The 14,647-nt window shown below is 52.6% G+C and carries 16 protein-coding genes and 1 riboswitch; of the genes, 5 read left to right on the forward strand and 11 right to left on the reverse strand.

Annotated features, from left to right (window positions below):
- Window positions 1–14 precede the first annotated feature (14 nt).
- Entirely contained in the window at window positions 15–128 is a 114-nt protein-coding gene (locus IBX50_RS20715) for a helix-turn-helix domain-containing protein (RefSeq protein ID WP_366930712.1), read from the forward strand.
- 106 nt (window positions 129–234) lie between these two features.
- On the opposite strand, the gene moaA is transcribed toward IBX50_RS20715, so the two are convergent.
- From moaA to IBX50_RS10935, 9 genes are all read right to left on the reverse strand, one after another.
- Window positions 235–1,242 (reverse strand): GTP 3',8-cyclase MoaA, encoded by a 1,008-nt coding sequence (gene moaA / locus IBX50_RS10895; protein ID WP_292255803.1) that lies wholly within the window; start codon window positions 1,240–1,242, stop codon window positions 235–237.
- Between the two features lies 1 nt (window position 1,243).
- On the reverse strand, window positions 1,244–1,708 hold the full coding sequence (gene moaE, locus IBX50_RS10900; RefSeq protein ID WP_292255804.1) for a molybdopterin synthase catalytic subunit MoaE: 465 nt from the start codon (window positions 1,706–1,708) through the stop codon (window positions 1,244–1,246).
- Window positions 1,709–1,711: 3 nt separating this feature from the next.
- Window positions 1,712–2,527 (reverse strand): cyclic pyranopterin monophosphate synthase MoaC, encoded by an 816-nt coding sequence (gene moaC / locus IBX50_RS10905; protein WP_292255805.1) that lies wholly within the window; start codon window positions 2,525–2,527, stop codon window positions 1,712–1,714.
- Window positions 2,524–3,816 (reverse strand): gephyrin-like molybdotransferase Glp, encoded by a 1,293-nt coding sequence (glp, locus tag IBX50_RS10910; RefSeq protein WP_292255807.1) that lies wholly within the window; start codon window positions 3,814–3,816, stop codon window positions 2,524–2,526. The genes moaC and glp overlap by 4 nt, the downstream gene beginning before the upstream one ends.
- Window positions 3,813–4,361 (reverse strand): molybdopterin-guanine dinucleotide biosynthesis protein B, encoded by a 549-nt coding sequence (mobB, locus tag IBX50_RS10915; protein ID WP_292255808.1) that lies wholly within the window; start codon window positions 4,359–4,361, stop codon window positions 3,813–3,815. The genes glp and mobB overlap by 4 nt, the downstream gene beginning before the upstream one ends.
- A gap of 198 nt (window positions 4,362–4,559) precedes the next feature.
- A complete protein-coding gene (mobA, locus tag IBX50_RS10920) occupies window positions 4,560–5,132 on the reverse strand; it encodes a molybdenum cofactor guanylyltransferase MobA (protein ID WP_292255809.1) in 573 nt (190 codons plus the stop codon).
- A 25-nt stretch (window positions 5,133–5,157) separates the two neighbouring features.
- Window positions 5,158–5,799, reverse strand: a complete 642-nt coding sequence (locus tag IBX50_RS10925; protein WP_292255811.1) for an ATP-binding cassette domain-containing protein — start codon at window positions 5,797–5,799, stop codon at window positions 5,158–5,160.
- Window positions 5,799–6,506, reverse strand: coding sequence for an ABC transporter permease (locus tag IBX50_RS10930; protein WP_292255813.1), 708 nt, complete (start codon window positions 6,504–6,506; stop codon window positions 5,799–5,801). Before IBX50_RS10930 ends, IBX50_RS10925 begins: the two co-directional genes overlap by 1 nt.
- A 5-nt stretch (window positions 6,507–6,511) precedes the next feature.
- Window positions 6,512–7,321: a substrate-binding domain-containing protein gene (locus tag IBX50_RS10935; protein ID WP_292255814.1), complete on the reverse strand. Its 810-nt coding sequence runs from the start codon at window positions 7,319–7,321 to the stop codon at window positions 6,512–6,514.
- A 239-nt stretch (window positions 7,322–7,560) separates the two neighbouring features.
- Here IBX50_RS10935 and IBX50_RS10940 point away from each other — a divergent pair, with 239 nt between their 5' ends.
- Both IBX50_RS10940 and IBX50_RS10945 read left to right on the forward strand, forming a co-directional pair.
- Window positions 7,561–8,949, forward strand: a complete 1,389-nt coding sequence (locus IBX50_RS10940; RefSeq protein ID WP_292255815.1) for a sigma-54 dependent transcriptional regulator — start codon at window positions 7,561–7,563, stop codon at window positions 8,947–8,949.
- On the forward strand, window positions 8,949–11,039 hold the full coding sequence (locus tag IBX50_RS10945) for an ATP-binding protein (protein ID WP_292255817.1): 2,091 nt from the start codon (window positions 8,949–8,951) through the stop codon (window positions 11,037–11,039). The genes IBX50_RS10940 and IBX50_RS10945 overlap by 1 nt, the downstream gene beginning before the upstream one ends.
- A gap of 22 nt (window positions 11,040–11,061) precedes the next feature.
- Here the strand turns inward: IBX50_RS10945 and IBX50_RS10950 are convergent, their stop codons facing one another.
- A complete protein-coding gene (locus IBX50_RS10950) occupies window positions 11,062–11,586 on the reverse strand; it encodes a hypothetical protein (protein WP_292255819.1) in 525 nt (174 codons plus the stop codon).
- Window positions 11,587–11,712: 126 nt separating this feature from the next.
- Window positions 11,713–11,818, forward strand: a riboswitch (TPP riboswitch).
- Window positions 11,819–11,909: 91 nt separating this feature from the next.
- Between IBX50_RS10950 and thiC the strand changes: the two genes are divergently transcribed.
- Window positions 11,910–13,826: a phosphomethylpyrimidine synthase ThiC gene (gene thiC / locus IBX50_RS10955; RefSeq protein ID WP_292255820.1), complete on the forward strand. Its 1,917-nt coding sequence runs from the start codon at window positions 11,910–11,912 to the stop codon at window positions 13,824–13,826.
- 336 nt (window positions 13,827–14,162) lie between these two features.
- The gene (locus IBX50_RS10960; protein ID WP_292255822.1) at window positions 14,163–14,567 is read left to right on the forward strand and encodes a DUF423 domain-containing protein; all 405 of its coding nucleotides are present in this window, start codon (window positions 14,163–14,165) and stop codon (window positions 14,565–14,567) included.
- Here the strand turns inward: IBX50_RS10960 and IBX50_RS20720 are convergent.
- The coding region (locus IBX50_RS20720) for a HopJ type III effector protein (RefSeq protein WP_366930713.1) at window positions 14,564–14,647 on the reverse strand (84 nt) is incomplete at its 5' end. The two genes, IBX50_RS10960 and IBX50_RS20720, sit on opposite strands and share 4 nt — an antisense overlap.

The raw sequence follows: 14,647 nt of genomic DNA on the forward strand, positions 1-14,647 counted from the left end.
TGATTCAAACCCGTTTGCCGTTGGAGTTGATTGCCGGACAGGTGGGTTTTTCCAGTCAGAGCGCCCTCACTCACGCCTTCCGTCGTTATTACAATGAAACACCGGGGCGGGTCAGGCGATTGCACTGATCCTTACAAGGGGTTTAAACGACGCTGTTGTTTTTTAAGTGATTGATAAAAAACTGATAAGCTTGTGGCATCTGAGTTGCAATGCATGTGCTTATCCTGGAGCGCTTCAGCCTCCGGTCATGTTCATCATCCGCACTACCTGCACTTCACCATCGTTGGTGAAGTGGTGGCTTTCGGGCTTGAGTCCCATGGCGTTGATAATGGCTTGTTTTAAAGGCTCATTGTCTCTGGGATGTGCGCGTAATACTGGACGCAGATCCATGGAATGATCATTACCCAGGCACAGCAGCAGGCGACCTTCCACCGTGACCCTGACGCGGTTGCAGTCACCACAGAAGTTGTGAGAGTGGGGCGAAATAAAACCGATACGGCTGGATGAATCCGCCATGCGGTAATAACGGGAAGGGCCAGCGGTTTTACTGTCACAGGCGCTTAGTGGATAACAGGTTTCGATGATGGCACGAACTTCATCACTGGAGCAGTAGGTTTCACCACGTTGATGATCCGAGACTTCACCCAGCGGCATTTCTTCGATAAAACTGATGTCGATTTTTTTGTCGCGGGCAAAGTTAACCAGATCCAGCACTTCGTCATCATTGCGGCCTTTCATAATCACCGCGTTCAGCTTGATGCCGGTAAACCCCGCTGCAATGGCGGCATCCAGCCCGGCCAGTACCTTGTGCAGCTCTCCGGTGCGAGTAATTCGACGGAATTTTTCTGAATCCAGTGAATCCAGACTGATGTTCAGGCGTTGCAGGCCACCGGCCTTGAGTGCCTCAGCATAACGGGGCAGCTGACTGCCGTTGGTGGTCATGGCAAAGTCTTTCAGCCCCAGTGTGCCGATAAAATCCACCAGCTCCGGCAGGTCACGGCGTACCAGCGGTTCACCACCGGTCAGGCGGATTTTTTCCACACCCAGCTCGGTAAAAGCCTGAGCCACCCGCCCGATTTCTTCCAGTGTGAGAATGGATTCACGCGGCAGGAATTTCATCTCCTCACTCATGCAATACACACAACGAAAATCGCAGCGGTCAGTGACAGAGAGGCGAACGTAGGTGACCTGACGACCAAAGTTGTCGATCAGACGCTCGGGTAACAGGGCGGGCTGATTCATATTATTCATTCTCCGCGTGTTGTGCCCAACGACTGGCTGCCTCATTGTCGCTGTGGCGGGCGCTGACCCAATAATCACCGCTGCGGGTGTGTTCCTTTTTCCAGAAAGGGGCGCGGGTTTTCAAAAAATCCATAATAAAATTGCAGGCATCAAAAGCAGCCTGTCGGTGTGCTGATGCAGTAGCCACCAACACAATGGGGTCGCCCGGTTCCAGCCGACCAATACGATGGATAATACAGGTGGCTTGTAACGGCCAGCGTTGCTCCGCTTCCTGCACAATTTGTTGTAATGCCTGTTCGGTCATGCCGGGATAGTGTTCCAGCGTCAGTGCTGTGACCTCGGGTTTTTCGTTAAAATCACGCACATAACCCGTAAAACTGACTACCGCACCCAGATCAGTGCGATTAGCCGTCATGGCATCCACTTCTTTGCCTAGATCAAAGGTTTCGCGCTGTACCCTGATCATGCTTCAGCCCCCGGTTACGGGTGGGAAAAAAGCCACTTCATCACCGGCCTTGATGTTATGACCGGACTTGACCATCTGCTGGTTGATCGCTATCAGCAGGTTGTTGCCAGACAGATAACGCTGCCAGCTTTCACCACGACTGTGCAGTTGCTGGAGCAGATCTTCCAAGGTATTGCCGGACAGATCCTGCAGCGACAGACTCAGGTTATCCACACCCAGTTGTTCACGCAGCTCGGCAAAAAAATGCACTTGGATCATTGATCCCTTGGATGCAGCGGTGTTGCTGCTGGTGGCCGTTTGAGTCGCAGGTGCAGAAGCAGATTGATCAGCAGGCTGAGGTGCCGTGTCAAAAACCCAGTCGCCGGATTTACCGCCAGTTTTTTCCAGCACTCGAATGCCTTCAATTTCCATACGTTTATCCACGGCTTTGCACATGTCATAAACGGTGAGTGCGGCCACCGAGGTGGCAGTTAAGGCTTCCATCTCCACACCTGTTTGTCCGGCCAGTTTGCAGGTGGCAAGGATACGTATGCCGGGCAGGTTGGTATCCGGTGTCAGTTCCACTTCTACCTTGCTGAGCATCAGTGGATGGCAAAGAGGAATCAGTTCCGGTGTCTTTTTTGCTGCCATGATACCGGCAATCCGTGCTGTGGCCAGTACATCCCCTTTGGGATGACCCCCTTCCACAATCATGTTCAGTGTGGTTGGGTGCATTTTTACACTGGCGCAGGCACTGGCAGTGCGTGAGGTGATCTGTTTATCGGAAACATCCACCATGCGGGCTTCACCGCGGGCATTCAGGTGTGTCAGGGTATTCATTCGGCAAATCCTCTATAACCGGGCAGCCATTCATAAAAAGGATAGATGGTGACTGAATCACCTGCCGGAATATCCGGCTGATCATCAGGAATACGGATCAGGCAGTTGCCCTGATGTGCAGAAGTGAGAATACCAGAGCCTTGGGCACCGGTACTGCGCACCTGCAGCTGTCCACTGGCATTAAAACTGAACCGGCCACGATGGAAATCACTGCGACCACTGCGGCTTTTTAACAGGGTTTCCGCCACCGCGGTCCAGACCGGCGGTAAACAACAACTGGCACCCTGCAACTGGCGGATCATGGGTTGCACCAACAGCATAAAAGTCACCAGTGTGGCCACCGGGTTACCCGGTAGTCCGGCAAAAAGGCAGGTCTGGCCTGCTGCATTCTGACCCAGATGCCCAAAAGCAAAAGGCCGACCGGGGCGGATGGCCAACCGCCAGAAACGAGTTTCTCCCAACTGGCTGAGTGCCTGTTTAACAAAATCGGCATCCCCTACAGAAACACCACCGGAGGTCAGTACCAGTTGATGTTCAGCACTGGCTTGTGACAGTGCTTGGGTGATCTGCTGCAGATTATCCGGCAGGATGCCCAGATCTGTGACCTGACAACCCAGTGCATCCAGCATGGCCATCAGGGTAAAACGGTTGGCATCATAAATACCGGCAGCAGGCAGGCTTTGTCCCGGTGCGGTCACTTCATCCCCGGTAGAAAAAACCGCCACTTTGACAGGCTGGTGTACCGGCACCTGATCCAGCCCCAGTGAGGCCAGTAATCCCAGTTGGGCACTGCCCAGACGAGTGCCCTGTTTTAATACCACCTGCCCTTGTTGTATGTCTTCACCCGCCTGACGCACATGACTGCCTGGCTGGATTTTTTTAACCTGCTCAAAATAAACCGTGTTGGTTTCCACTCGGCATTGTTCAATCATCACTACGGTATCCGCACCCGCTGGCAAGGGTGCACCCGTGGTGATATAGACACTCTCACCCGTTTGTAATTCACCTTTAAAACCCTGACCGGCCAAGCTTTCCCCGATGATTTTCCAGCTTTTTTGATCTGCCAGGTCGCGGCTGTGGATAGCATAACCATCCATGGCGGCATTGGTGTTCTGTGGCACATTGATCGGCGCAATAATGTCACTGGCCAGTGATAAACCAGCAGTATCGGCTAGGGGTAACTGGATGCTGTGAGTGATCTGGGTGGCGGAAGTCAGCAGTGCCTGCTGGGCTTCTTCCAGTGTCAGCTGGTTTTTTTGATCGGTGAATTCAAAACAGGACAGGCTCATGCGGCATCACTCCGTGACGGGTGGCGGTGGCAGAATTCCAGAATAAAATCTTCGAGCTGTTCCAGGTTGTTCAGATCCAGCCTGGGAAGGGTGCAGTCATCAGGTATTGCTGCCGGTTGATCACAGGCCACCGCAAGGATGTGTGGGTCTTCCCGAAAGCGCCAGGGCTTGCCAACCTCAGGCCGGTGCAGCTCTATTTTTGGAAAAGCCTCAGCTTTAAAACCTTCAATCAGAATCAGATCCAGCCGGTCGATATTCAGCTGTTGCAGCAGTTCGTCCAGTGCCGGTGGTTCAGTACGTTCATCTTCTACCATCAGCGCCCAGCGTTTGTGGGAGGCAATCAGCATCTGTTCAGCTCCGGCATGACGCAGTTCATAACTGTCCTTGCCGGGGGTATCCACGTCAAAATCGTGGTGGGCATGTTTGATACAGCCAATACGCAGCCCCTGCGCCCGCAAACGCGGTAGCAGTGCTTTTAACAAAGTAGTCTTACCTGTGCCACTCCAGGCGGCAAAGCCCAGTACGGGCAGGGGATAATGAGTCATACGACAGCTTGCTCCTGTTATTGCTTTTATACTGAGCAAAGCCTGTTCCCCGCTAATAGGGAAGAAACTGACAAATAAAGGAAAAGCCTACCTTCACTGCTCAGGCTGATCTGGATATGCCACAAATACGGTTTGACGTATATTGATCTGAAGAGGTCGTTGCAAGCGAGTTACGAGGTAGAGGCCGAGGTCTGCAACTCAGACCATTTCATCCGGTTTGTTGAAGTTGCGCAGACTGTCAGCATCAAACACCACTTGTGTCATCCCTCTGCTGGCATACCAGCGGTCGGGTTTACGCTCTCCACTTAGCATGGCTTGTTCCAGTTGTGTTGCTAACTGGGAGCGGATCAACACCACCACCGGTTGCAGCCACTCACCATCCGATGCCACGGCAATATCACAGGCATTTGTTATGGCTGCTTGATACAAGCGTTCGGCCAGCTTTTCGGGCAGAAAAGGGCCATCACAGGGTACAAATAGAGTCCATTCCTGAGAAGAGGCTTTAAGGCCGGTAAGAATCCCCATCAACGGGCCATGAAACCCCTGCTCAATGTCCGAGACAACCGGATAACCCAGCGTCTGATAATCTGTCAGGTTACGGTTGGCGTTAATCAACAGGTCGGGAAGCTGAGGTTGCAGGCGTTGAATCACATGTTGGATCAGTGGTTGACCCTGATAATCCACCCAGCCTTTGTCCTGCCCTCCCATACGGCGGCCTTCACCTCCGGCCAGAATAACACCACAAATGGGTAGAAGGGTTGGCTGGGTCATGGGTTTGCCTCGTTTGGGTGATGATTCAGGAATACAGGAGTTCCCCATTATTCAGCATCCAGTGCCCGCTGCAAAGCTCAGTGACTTCGTTTTGTTGATGGCTGGTCAGCAGCAGCCCGACCTTTTGTTGCTGTAAATCGCGGATCATCTTGCCTAGACGAATAACACTCTGCTGGTCAAGATTGGCAGTAGGTTCATCCAGCAGCAAAAAGCTGGGCTGAACCAAACGGGCTCTTGCCAGTGCCAGGCGCTGGCGCTCACCACCGGATAAAGAACGAGCCGCCTGTTGTGCCTGAGGCAATAAACCAGCCCACTCCAGGGTTTCAGTAATCAGCAGGGATGATGGATTGCTGAGGCGCTGGCTGTGTAAAACCAGCTGTAGATTACCCATCACACTGGTATTAAACAGATAGGGTTGTTGGTGCAGGTAACAAACTGCCTGTGCCGGTTGTAGTCCTGAACAGTTAAGGCTGACTTCTCCTGCGGAGGGTGAATGTAATCCCGCCAGCACTTTCATTAAACTGGTTTTGCCGCTGCCGTTGATCCCCTGCAGGTAAATGCTGTCACCCTGTTGCAGTCGCAGGCGGGGAATATTCCAGATATTACGCCGCTGAAAGTTAAGTTGCAGATTGCTGGCCTGCAGCATCATCGGGGCAAGAGTTTTCATTAATGAGCAACTCCCTGAGTGCTGGTGCCACGACAGATGCCAACCAGCAGGTTGAGTCCCAGTGCCAGCAGCAACAATACCAGCCCCAGTGCGATGCCCTGTACATAAGAACCTTTGGAGGTTTCCAGAGCGATAGCGGTGGTGATGGTGCGGGTATAACCGGCAATGTTGCCCCCCACCATCATGGCGCAACCGACTTCAGCAACAATGCGTCCAAAGGCGGTAACAACTGCAGCCAGCAGTGCAAAACGTACTTCCAGTGTAATCAGCCACAGACTGCGCAAGCGGGAAAGCCCCAGTGTGCGGGAGGTTTCCCAGGCATGGCGCGAGATACTCTGATAGGCGGCATGGCTCATGGCAATCAGAATCGGCAGGCACATCAACCACTGACCCATCACCATCGCCGGTTGGCTGAACAACAAGCGTAAATCACCCAGCGGGCCGGAGCGGGACAATAACAGAAACAGCAAAAGGCCAATCACCACCGTGGGTACGGCCAACAGGGTATTGTTTAAAGTGACCAGCAACCAGTGGCCGGGAAAACGCCAGAAAGCCAGGGCAAAACCTACCAGCAATGCCAGCGGCAAAGCCAGCAGCAGAGCGGTCAGGGAAACACGGAAAGAAATTCCGATAATCTGCCATAACTCTGCATCACCACTCAGCAGTAGCTGAATGGCAAGCAGGGTTGCTGATGAGATGGACTCCATAAACTTTAGTGAGCATCCGGAAAGAACAGCTGCTCACCATTGATCTGGAAATTACCAATCAGTGTTTGTCCTTCTTTTGAAATCAGCCAGTCACGCAATTGACGCGCCCCTTTTTGGTTGATACTGGGGTGGCGTTTTGGGTTAACCAGAATCACCTGGTAGGGGTTAGCCAGGTCAACACTGCCTTCGACCAGCAGCTGTAAATCCAGTTTGGAACGCAAAGCCAGCCAGGTGCCCCGATCAGTCAGGGTATAACCCTGCATTTCACTGGCCATTAACAATACCTTGCCCATGCCTTGTCCCACGGCACGATAACCAGAGAAGTCGGGCATGTTGCCGCTGAGAGCCCAAAGCTCCAGCTCCTTTTTATGGGTGCCGGAATCATCGCCTCTAGAGATGAAAATGCCCTTGCCTAGCCGAATGCGATCTATGGCATCCAGTACCCCTTCTGACTGCGCCAGTTGCAGAGGATCATTTTTGGGGCCGACCAGCACAAAGTCGTTGTACATCAGGCTGCGCGGTTCAATGCCATAACCGGCTTCCACAAATGCCTCTTCTGCTGCCGGAGCATGGGTCATCACCAGATCCACATCACCATCCTGCCCCAGTTTTAAAGCCTGCCCGGTACCCACAGACAGTACCTGAACCTTGACACCCTGTTTTTTCTCAAAATGAGGCAGCAGGTGATCCAGCAATCCGGAGTTGTAAGTGCTGGTGGTGGTAGCGAGGCGAATGATGTCAGCTGCACTGAGTGGCAGGCAGAAGCTGAACAGCAGTGTGAACAGAAGCAGCGGGGTCAGGTTGGATTTTTTCATTTTGGGTCGTTGTTCCTCTTAGCAGTGTTGAACGCGGTCAGCCGGTCGACTGATAAAGAAATAGCAAACCAGATGCCAGCTTTGGTGCTGTCAGTGTCCGGATCTTCGAGTTTAGCGGGTTGTAGAAGACTGAGAAACAACATCAGCGCCTGAGTAGAGAAAGATCTTTAGTAAAAGTGGGTCAAAATGCTACACTTTGCAAATCTCGAAGGCTCATTTTGTCCAGAAGGCACAATTACATGACCGCAATGCCGGATTTTATTTTATGCCGCTCCGCTTCTGTCTTAATTGTTGATGATGAACCGGGTATGCGACAGTTTCTGGAGAAGGCACTCAGCAAACACTTCGGGCTGGTTGAAACAGCCGGCAGTGTTGAGCAGGCAGAGGCTCTGCGTACCCGTTGTCATTTTGATCTGATGATTCTGGATGTACGGATGCCCGGTCGTTCGGGGATTGAATGGCATGAAGCACTGAATGATCCAAACCGTCACAGTGATGTGATTTTTATGACCGCTTATGCCGAACTGGATACTGCTATTCAGGCGATTCGGGTGGGTGCAGCGGATTTTATTCTCAAGCCTTTCCGGCTGGAGCAGATGATGAATGCGGTACTGCGGGTGTTAAAGCGCCGCCAGCTGACCCGCGAGAATTTTCTGCTTAAACGAGAGGTACGCCAGTTTCTGGAAGCGGATAATCCCATGGTGGGTGACAGCACCGCCATGAAACGCCTGGAAGCCGTGATTCAGCGGGTAGCACCCACACCTTCAGCCGTGTTAATCGAAGGTGAATCCGGTACTGGTAAAGATCTGGTGGCACGGGCGCTGCACCAGATGTCTGGGCGCGAAGGTGCTTATGTACCGGTCAACTGCGGTGCCATTTCTCCCGAGTTGCTGGAGGCAGAGCTTTTTGGTCATACCCGCGGGGCTTTTACTGGTGCCAACAAGGCCAGAGACGGCCTGTTCAGTTATGCCAGTGGTGGCACTCTGTTTCTGGATGAAATTGGTGAGTTGCCGCTGGGCATGCAATCCAAACTGCTGCGAGCGCTGGAGCAGAAAGCCATTCGCCCGGTTGGCAGTGAGCAGGAGGTGCGGGTGGATGTGCGTATTCTTGCCGCCACCAATCGCCAGTTAAGTGAAGAGGTTAAAGCCGGTCGTTTCCGCGAAGACCTGTATTTCCGCCTGAATGTATTAACACTCACCTTGCCACCGCTGCGTGAACGCAGTGAAGATATTCCGCAACTGGCACATTATTTTTCTCGCCACCTGGCTCGTGAGTTGGGATTAGAAGCAGTGCCTTTCAGTCATGAAGACTTACAAGCCATGCAAGAACATCCTTGGCCGGGCAATATCCGTGAGTTAAAGAACTTCATCGAGCGCTGCATCCTGATGGGGCAGCTGCCTTTGGAAGACCTATCAGGTGTCAGTCGGGTGGAATCGGCTCAATCCGGTTATCCCAGTTGCTGGCCGTTGGAGGAGGTGGAAAAACGTCATATCCTGCGGGTGCTGGATGCCTGTGATGGTAATAAATCTGCTGCTGCGCGGCAGTTGGGTGTGGCACGTAAAACCCTGGATCGCAAATTGTCTGCCTGGTCACCGGAGCAAAATGAAGCATCTGAGGTGCAGAACTAATGTGGCTGTCGGGACGTTCGGTCCGAGGTAAGCTGCTGGCACTGACACTGCTACCCATCTTGCTGACACTGATTGCGCTGATGTTGTTGACCGGTTACTGGACAACGACCTATACCGACCGCCAGTTGTATATGAAGGTGGCTGCTGACCTTGCAGTGGCGCGGGGCACGCTGGATATAATGCAGGAACGCCAGCTGGAGCGACTGGAGCAGATGGCTAATGCCTGGCGGTTTCATGATGAAATTGTGCAACGCGACCGGCAGCGTCTGGAGCGATTGGTAGATACCATCCGTCAGCGTCATGGTTTTGATTTTTTACGCCTGCTGGATGTCAGTGAGGTGGAGCAGCTGGAGCTTCAGCAGCCCAGTCTTTATGGGTTGTTGCGTTCTGTAGCAGCGGGACAGAGTTTCACCGGCCTATCGGTGGTTAGTGAGTCAGAGTTGAATGCCTGGTATCCCGAGCTGGTGGATCGTGTGCAAGTGCAGGTTATACCTACACCACGGGCCAGAGCCAGCAACAAAAAAATTGAAGATCGTGCCATGCTGGTTCGCAGCCTGCATCCCATTACCAACAGTAAAGGTGAGGTGTTGTTTTTACTGGATGGTGGGCTGCTGCTGAATCATAACCTGACCTTTGTAGATACCATTCGTGATCTGGTTTATGGGCCTGGTGCTTTGCCGGAAAACGGTCTGGGAACGGTCACTCTGTTTCTGGGTGATACCCGTATCACTACCAATGTTCCGGGGCTGGGTATTGAGGGTGTAACACCTGTTAATGAACGAGCCATAGGTACACGGGTTTCTGCTGAAGTGGCCGACCGGGTGTTGCGGGATGAAAAACGCTGGCTAGATCGTGCTTTTGTAGTCAGTGACTGGTTTATCAGTGGTTATGAGCCCATTTATGACCTGCGTGGTGAGTTGGTCGGAATTTTGTACGCCGGGTTTTCTGAGGGACCATTTTTTGCCCAGTATCTAAAAACCCTGTCGGAGCTGGGCATCACCCTGCTGCTGGTGCTGGGATTATCAGCACTGCTGGTCTGGCGCGGAGCCAATCAGCTTTTTGCTCCGGTTAAACGGATTCATGATTCGGTGATGGCGGTGCGTTCCGGGCAACAACAGGCACGCATTGGTCATCTGGAAACTGGTGATGAAATGACCGATCTGGCACACCAGTTTGATGCCATGCTGGATGAGCTGGATGCCCGCCAGCAGAAAATACGGATTGCAGCGGAAGAACTGGAGCGCAAAGTAGAAGAGCGCACCCTGAGTCTGCAGCAAAAAACACTGGATCTGCAGGAGCACATCGAACTATTAAAAGCCACTCGTGCTCAGCTGTTCACCAAGGAAAAACTGGCCGTGTTGGGAGAGCTAACGGCCGGTATTGCCCATGAAATTAACAACCCGGCTGCGGTGATACTGGGGCATATGGATCTGTTGCAGGCCGAGCTGGGTCCCAGTGCAGTGGTGGTGCAGGAAGAAATAGATACCGTGATTGAGCAGGTGTACCGCATCCGCGCCATCATCAACAACCTGCTGCAATACTCAAGGCCAGGGCAGATGGTGGATCAATTGCAGCAGTTGGATGTAAACCGCGTGACACGCGACACCTTGGTACTGGTTCGCCATGCACTGGATAAACAGGGTGTTGAGGTGGTACAGGTTTATGATGCAGCGGTGGGGCGGGTGCAGGGTAATCGCCAACAGTTGCAACAGGTGCTGGTCAACCTGCTGCTGAATGCGGCCAATGCGTTGGACGGGGCAGGTAAAATCCACCTTTCAACCCATATCTGGCTTACCACAACGGGAGCGCCGGGTGTGGAGATTCGTGTCAGGGATGAAGGGCGAGGCATGGATGAAGGGGTGTTGGCAAAAATTTTCCAGCCATTTTTTACCACCCGAGAAGGTGGTAATGGTCTGGGTTTATCGGTTAGTCGCAGTCTGATTCGGCGTTATGGCGGTGATATTGGGGTGCAATCGGAATCGGGTCAGGGCAGTTGTTTTAGTATTTATCTGCCGGAACAGGCGCGAGTGAATGATGATGATGAAGCCACCATGCGACAACTGCTTTCCGGTCTTGGGGTTGCAAACTGAGGCAAGGTGAGAGCAGGATTGATCAGGCCGCAACCTTGATACTGTTCAGCTCTTTGATCAGAGTTTCTGTATCCGGTTTTGCCTGAGCGGCATAAGCCGCAGCCACCTGACGTGGAGCCGGTGCATTGGCTGCTTTCATGGTGGTGACAAATTGCAGCTTGGGGTATTCCTCAGTCAAGGCGCGTAACCAACTGAAATAACCGGCATTACCCTGCACCAAAGCTTCACCCATACCACTCTGAATTTGTCGTGTCAGACGCCGACCATAGGTATCTTCAACCAGTACCAGATTATGGTGAGCCGGTGGGCGGTTAACATAGTCGTTCAGACCCGGAGGGTCATAAACTGTTGGAATATGTGTTGGGTAAATCGGGCTGGGAGCGTAAACCGGCAGGTTGTTGTACAGGCTGGGCAGATCAGGTGAATAAACCGGTGCCATCATCAAACTGAGTACCAGTGAGAACTGTGCACCCTGCGCTGAATTCAGCGAGGTGTTCAGTGACTCCTGGACTTCGAGTGATTTTGTATAAGCGTTTTCAATACGCATGGCGTTAACCGGAACCTGATCAGTGACTCATGGAGTGTTTCTCGGCCTCAAAAACAAAAACTTTAGCCCTAGGCACAAAAAAGATGTGTCTTTCTTCTATTGCGGGGGCTTGTTAAACTCTTGATCGACATCTTGACGGGGTGCCGAAACCTGAAGCTGGGTGGAAGCTGAGATGATACCCGTTGAACCTGAACCGGTTAGCACCGGCGTAGGAATCGAGATCAAGCAGCACCTGACGGCTCGTACTCTAACTGATAAAGGCCGCACCTCGTTTTTTTCGCCCTGCCGGTTCCCGCACAGCAACACAACGTGGGAGCACAACAATGAACAAACCAGAACATCCAGCTACAACCAGCTCATTTTCCAATCAGTTTCTGAAAGAAACAGCACAGGTGGATGCCGCCAGCGTGCAACCCCTGCCCAACTCCAGCAAAGTCTATGTGGAGGGCTCCCGCCCGGATATTCGTGTGCCGATGCGCGCGATCAGTCAGGCAGATACCCAAGTGCAGTCTGGTGTGGAACAGAACCCCGATATTCTGGTATATGACACCTCCGGCATTTACACCGACCCACAAGCCAACATCGACATTCGTAAGGGTTTACCTGCGCTGCGTGCAGCCTGGATTGAGGAGCGCGGTGATACCGAACTGTTAAACGGCCCGACCAGTGAGTTTGGCCGCCGCCGCGAAGCCGATCCCATGCTGGAATCACTGCGTTTTAACCTGAAACGTAAACCGCGTCGTGCCCTGCCCGGTAAAAATGTCACTCAGCTGCACTATGCCCGTCAGGGGATTATCACGCCAGAAATGGAATTTATTGCCATCCGTGAAAACCAGAAACGCCAGCAACTGGGCATTGAAGCCGTAGAGGCGATTCTGCAGCAGCAACACGCCGGTCAGTCTTTTGGTGCTGCCATCCCACAGGAAATCACCCCTGAATTTGTACGCGATGAAGTGGCGCGTGGCCGAGCGATTATTCCCTGCAACATCAATCACCCGGAAAGTGAGCCGATGATTATCGGGCGCAACTTTCTGGTGAAGATCAACGGCAATATCGGTAATTCAGCGCTGGGTTCTTCGATTGAAGAAGAAGTCGCCAAGATGACCTGGGGCATTCGCTGGGGTTCAGACACCATCATGGATCTATCCACAGGCAAACACATTCACGAAACCCGCGAGTGGATCATCCGTAATTGCCCGGCTCCGGTGGGCACCGTGCCGATTTATCAGGCGCTGGAAAAGGTGAATGGTGTGGCTGAAGACCTGACCTGGGAAGTCTTCCGCGACACCCTGATTGAACAGGCCGAACAGGGGGTGGACTACTTCACCATCCATGCGGGTGTTTTGCTGCGTTATGTACCCCTGACCGCCAAACGGGTGACAGGTATTGTTTCTCGTGGCGGCTCCATCATGGCCAAGTGGTGCCTGGCACACCATCAAGAAAACTTCCTTTATACCCACTTTGAAGACATCTGCGAAATCTGCAAACAATATGATGTTGCCTTCTCACTGGGTGATGGTCTGCGCCCCGGCTCGATTGCTGATGCTAATGATGCTGCCCAGTTTGGTGAACTGGAAACCCTCGGTGAGTTGACCAAAATTGCCTGGCAACATGATGTACAGGTGATGATTGAAGGCCCCGGCCATGTGCCGATGCATCTAATTAAAGAGAACATGGACAAACAGCTGGAATGTTGTGATGAAGCGCCTTTTTATACCCTGGGTCCACTGACCACCGACATTGCTCCCGGTTATGACCACATCACCTCCGGTATCGGTGCGGCAATGATTGGCTGGTATGGTTGTGCCATGCTCTGTTATGTCACCCCCAAGGAGCATTTGGGGCTGCCCAACAAGGATGATGTTAAAACCGGCATTATCACCTACAAAATTGCGGCTCATGCGGCGGATCTGGCAAAGGGTCATCCGGCTGCTCAGCGGCGTGACAATGCTCTGTCCAAGGCGCGTTTTGAATTCCGCTGGGAAGACCAGTTTAATCTGGGGCTTGATCCGGATACTGCACGTTCCTTCCATGACGAAACCCTGCCGAAGGATTCCGCCAAGGTGGCGCACTTCTGCTCCATGTGCGGCCCCAAATTCTGCTCGATGAAAATCAGTCAGGAAGTGCGGGATCTGGATGAAACCCAGGTGGCCGCCATCAATGCTCAGGCTGAGCAAGGCATGCAGCAAAAATCACAAGAGTTCAAGGACAAAGGGGCAGCAATTTACCACAAGGCATGATCCAGACACCGCTGAATCTCCTTGTGGTTATCAATACAGGAAGGTTCAGCGGTTACCTCAGGATGAAGCGAGTAAAGAAGCTGGTTGTTGTATCTGGGGTACGGCTGTCTCAGGATGGCTGGCAGATGTTATGGTCGTAAAAATAACGGCTTTAACCCGTAATGCCAATGAAAAGTCCACTGGGCCAGCATTGATGGCTTTGATGAGACTAGAAAGTTCCATGGAGAACCCTTGTTTCAAATAGAGTACATTAGTCTGTACTTTAAATCCCTCAATGTCCGTAATGATTTTGTAATCAGGCAGAAAAAAGGCTGCCATTAAAAGGGTGGTGATTTTATGGGATCAGCAAATATCACTTTCTTTATCCATCGCCGTTGGCTACTGGGTGCAGCGCTACTGGGTTTTCTGGCGGTGGCGCTTGGGGCTTTTGCCGCGCATGGATTAAAACCCTATTTGGATGATCGGGCAAAGGGCTGGTTTGATCTGGCGGTACGTTATCAGATGTGGCACACCCTGGCGCTGGTGGCTTTGTCTTTTGTGTTGAATGGTCTAGGGCGCTGGTTTTATGTAGCTGCCTGGGGTTGGCTGGTGGGTGTGCTGCTGTTTTGTGGCTCATTGTATGCCATGGCCTTAACCGGCAACACCAGCCTCGCCTGGATCACCCCGCTGGGCGGGATGGCGTTTTTAGTGGGCTGGCTGGGATTGCTGATGGGTGCTTTCACCCAAGCGGAAATGTCTTAACCTTTTGCAGTCAGTGCCTGACCATCAAAGGTGACACCCTTCCAGCCGCTTTGTATGAAGTTACGAATGTTCTGGTGGTC

The sequence above is a fragment of the Marinospirillum sp. genome, assembly GCF_014859565.1.

Excerpts from the sequence above, each read along its gene's own strand:
- moaA (WP_292255803.1), bottom strand. The coding sequence starts at position 1,242 with ATGAATCAGCCCGCCCTGTTACCCGAGCGTCTGATCGACAACTTTGGT.
- moaE (WP_292255804.1), bottom strand. The coding sequence starts at position 1,708 with ATGATCAGGGTACAGCGCGAAACCTTTGATCTAGGCAAAGAAGTGGAT.
- moaC (WP_292255805.1), bottom strand. The coding sequence starts at position 2,527 with ATGAATACCCTGACACACCTGAATGCCCGCGGTGAAGCCCGCATGGTG.
- glp (WP_292255807.1), bottom strand. The coding sequence starts at position 3,816 with ATGAGCCTGTCCTGTTTTGAATTCACCGATCAAAAAAACCAGCTGACA.
- mobB (WP_292255808.1), bottom strand. The coding sequence starts at position 4,361 with ATGACTCATTATCCCCTGCCCGTACTGGGCTTTGCCGCCTGGAGTGGC.
- mobA (WP_292255809.1), bottom strand. The coding sequence starts at position 5,132 with ATGACCCAGCCAACCCTTCTACCCATTTGTGGTGTTATTCTGGCCGGA.
- IBX50_RS10925 (WP_292255811.1), bottom strand. The coding sequence starts at position 5,799 with ATGAAAACTCTTGCCCCGATGATGCTGCAGGCCAGCAATCTGCAACTT.
- IBX50_RS10930 (WP_292255813.1), bottom strand. The coding sequence starts at position 6,506 with ATGGAGTCCATCTCATCAGCAACCCTGCTTGCCATTCAGCTACTGCTG.
- IBX50_RS10935 (WP_292255814.1), bottom strand. The coding sequence starts at position 7,321 with ATGAAAAAATCCAACCTGACCCCGCTGCTTCTGTTCACACTGCTGTTC.
- IBX50_RS10940 (WP_292255815.1), top strand. The coding sequence starts at position 7,561 with ATGACCGCAATGCCGGATTTTATTTTATGCCGCTCCGCTTCTGTCTTA.
- IBX50_RS10945 (WP_292255817.1), top strand. The coding sequence starts at position 8,949 with ATGTGGCTGTCGGGACGTTCGGTCCGAGGTAAGCTGCTGGCACTGACA.
- IBX50_RS10950 (WP_292255819.1), bottom strand. The coding sequence starts at position 11,586 with ATGCGTATTGAAAACGCTTATACAAAATCACTCGAAGTCCAGGAGTCA.
- thiC (WP_292255820.1), top strand. The coding sequence starts at position 11,910 with ATGAACAAACCAGAACATCCAGCTACAACCAGCTCATTTTCCAATCAG.
- IBX50_RS10960 (WP_292255822.1), top strand. The coding sequence starts at position 14,163 with ATGGGATCAGCAAATATCACTTTCTTTATCCATCGCCGTTGGCTACTG.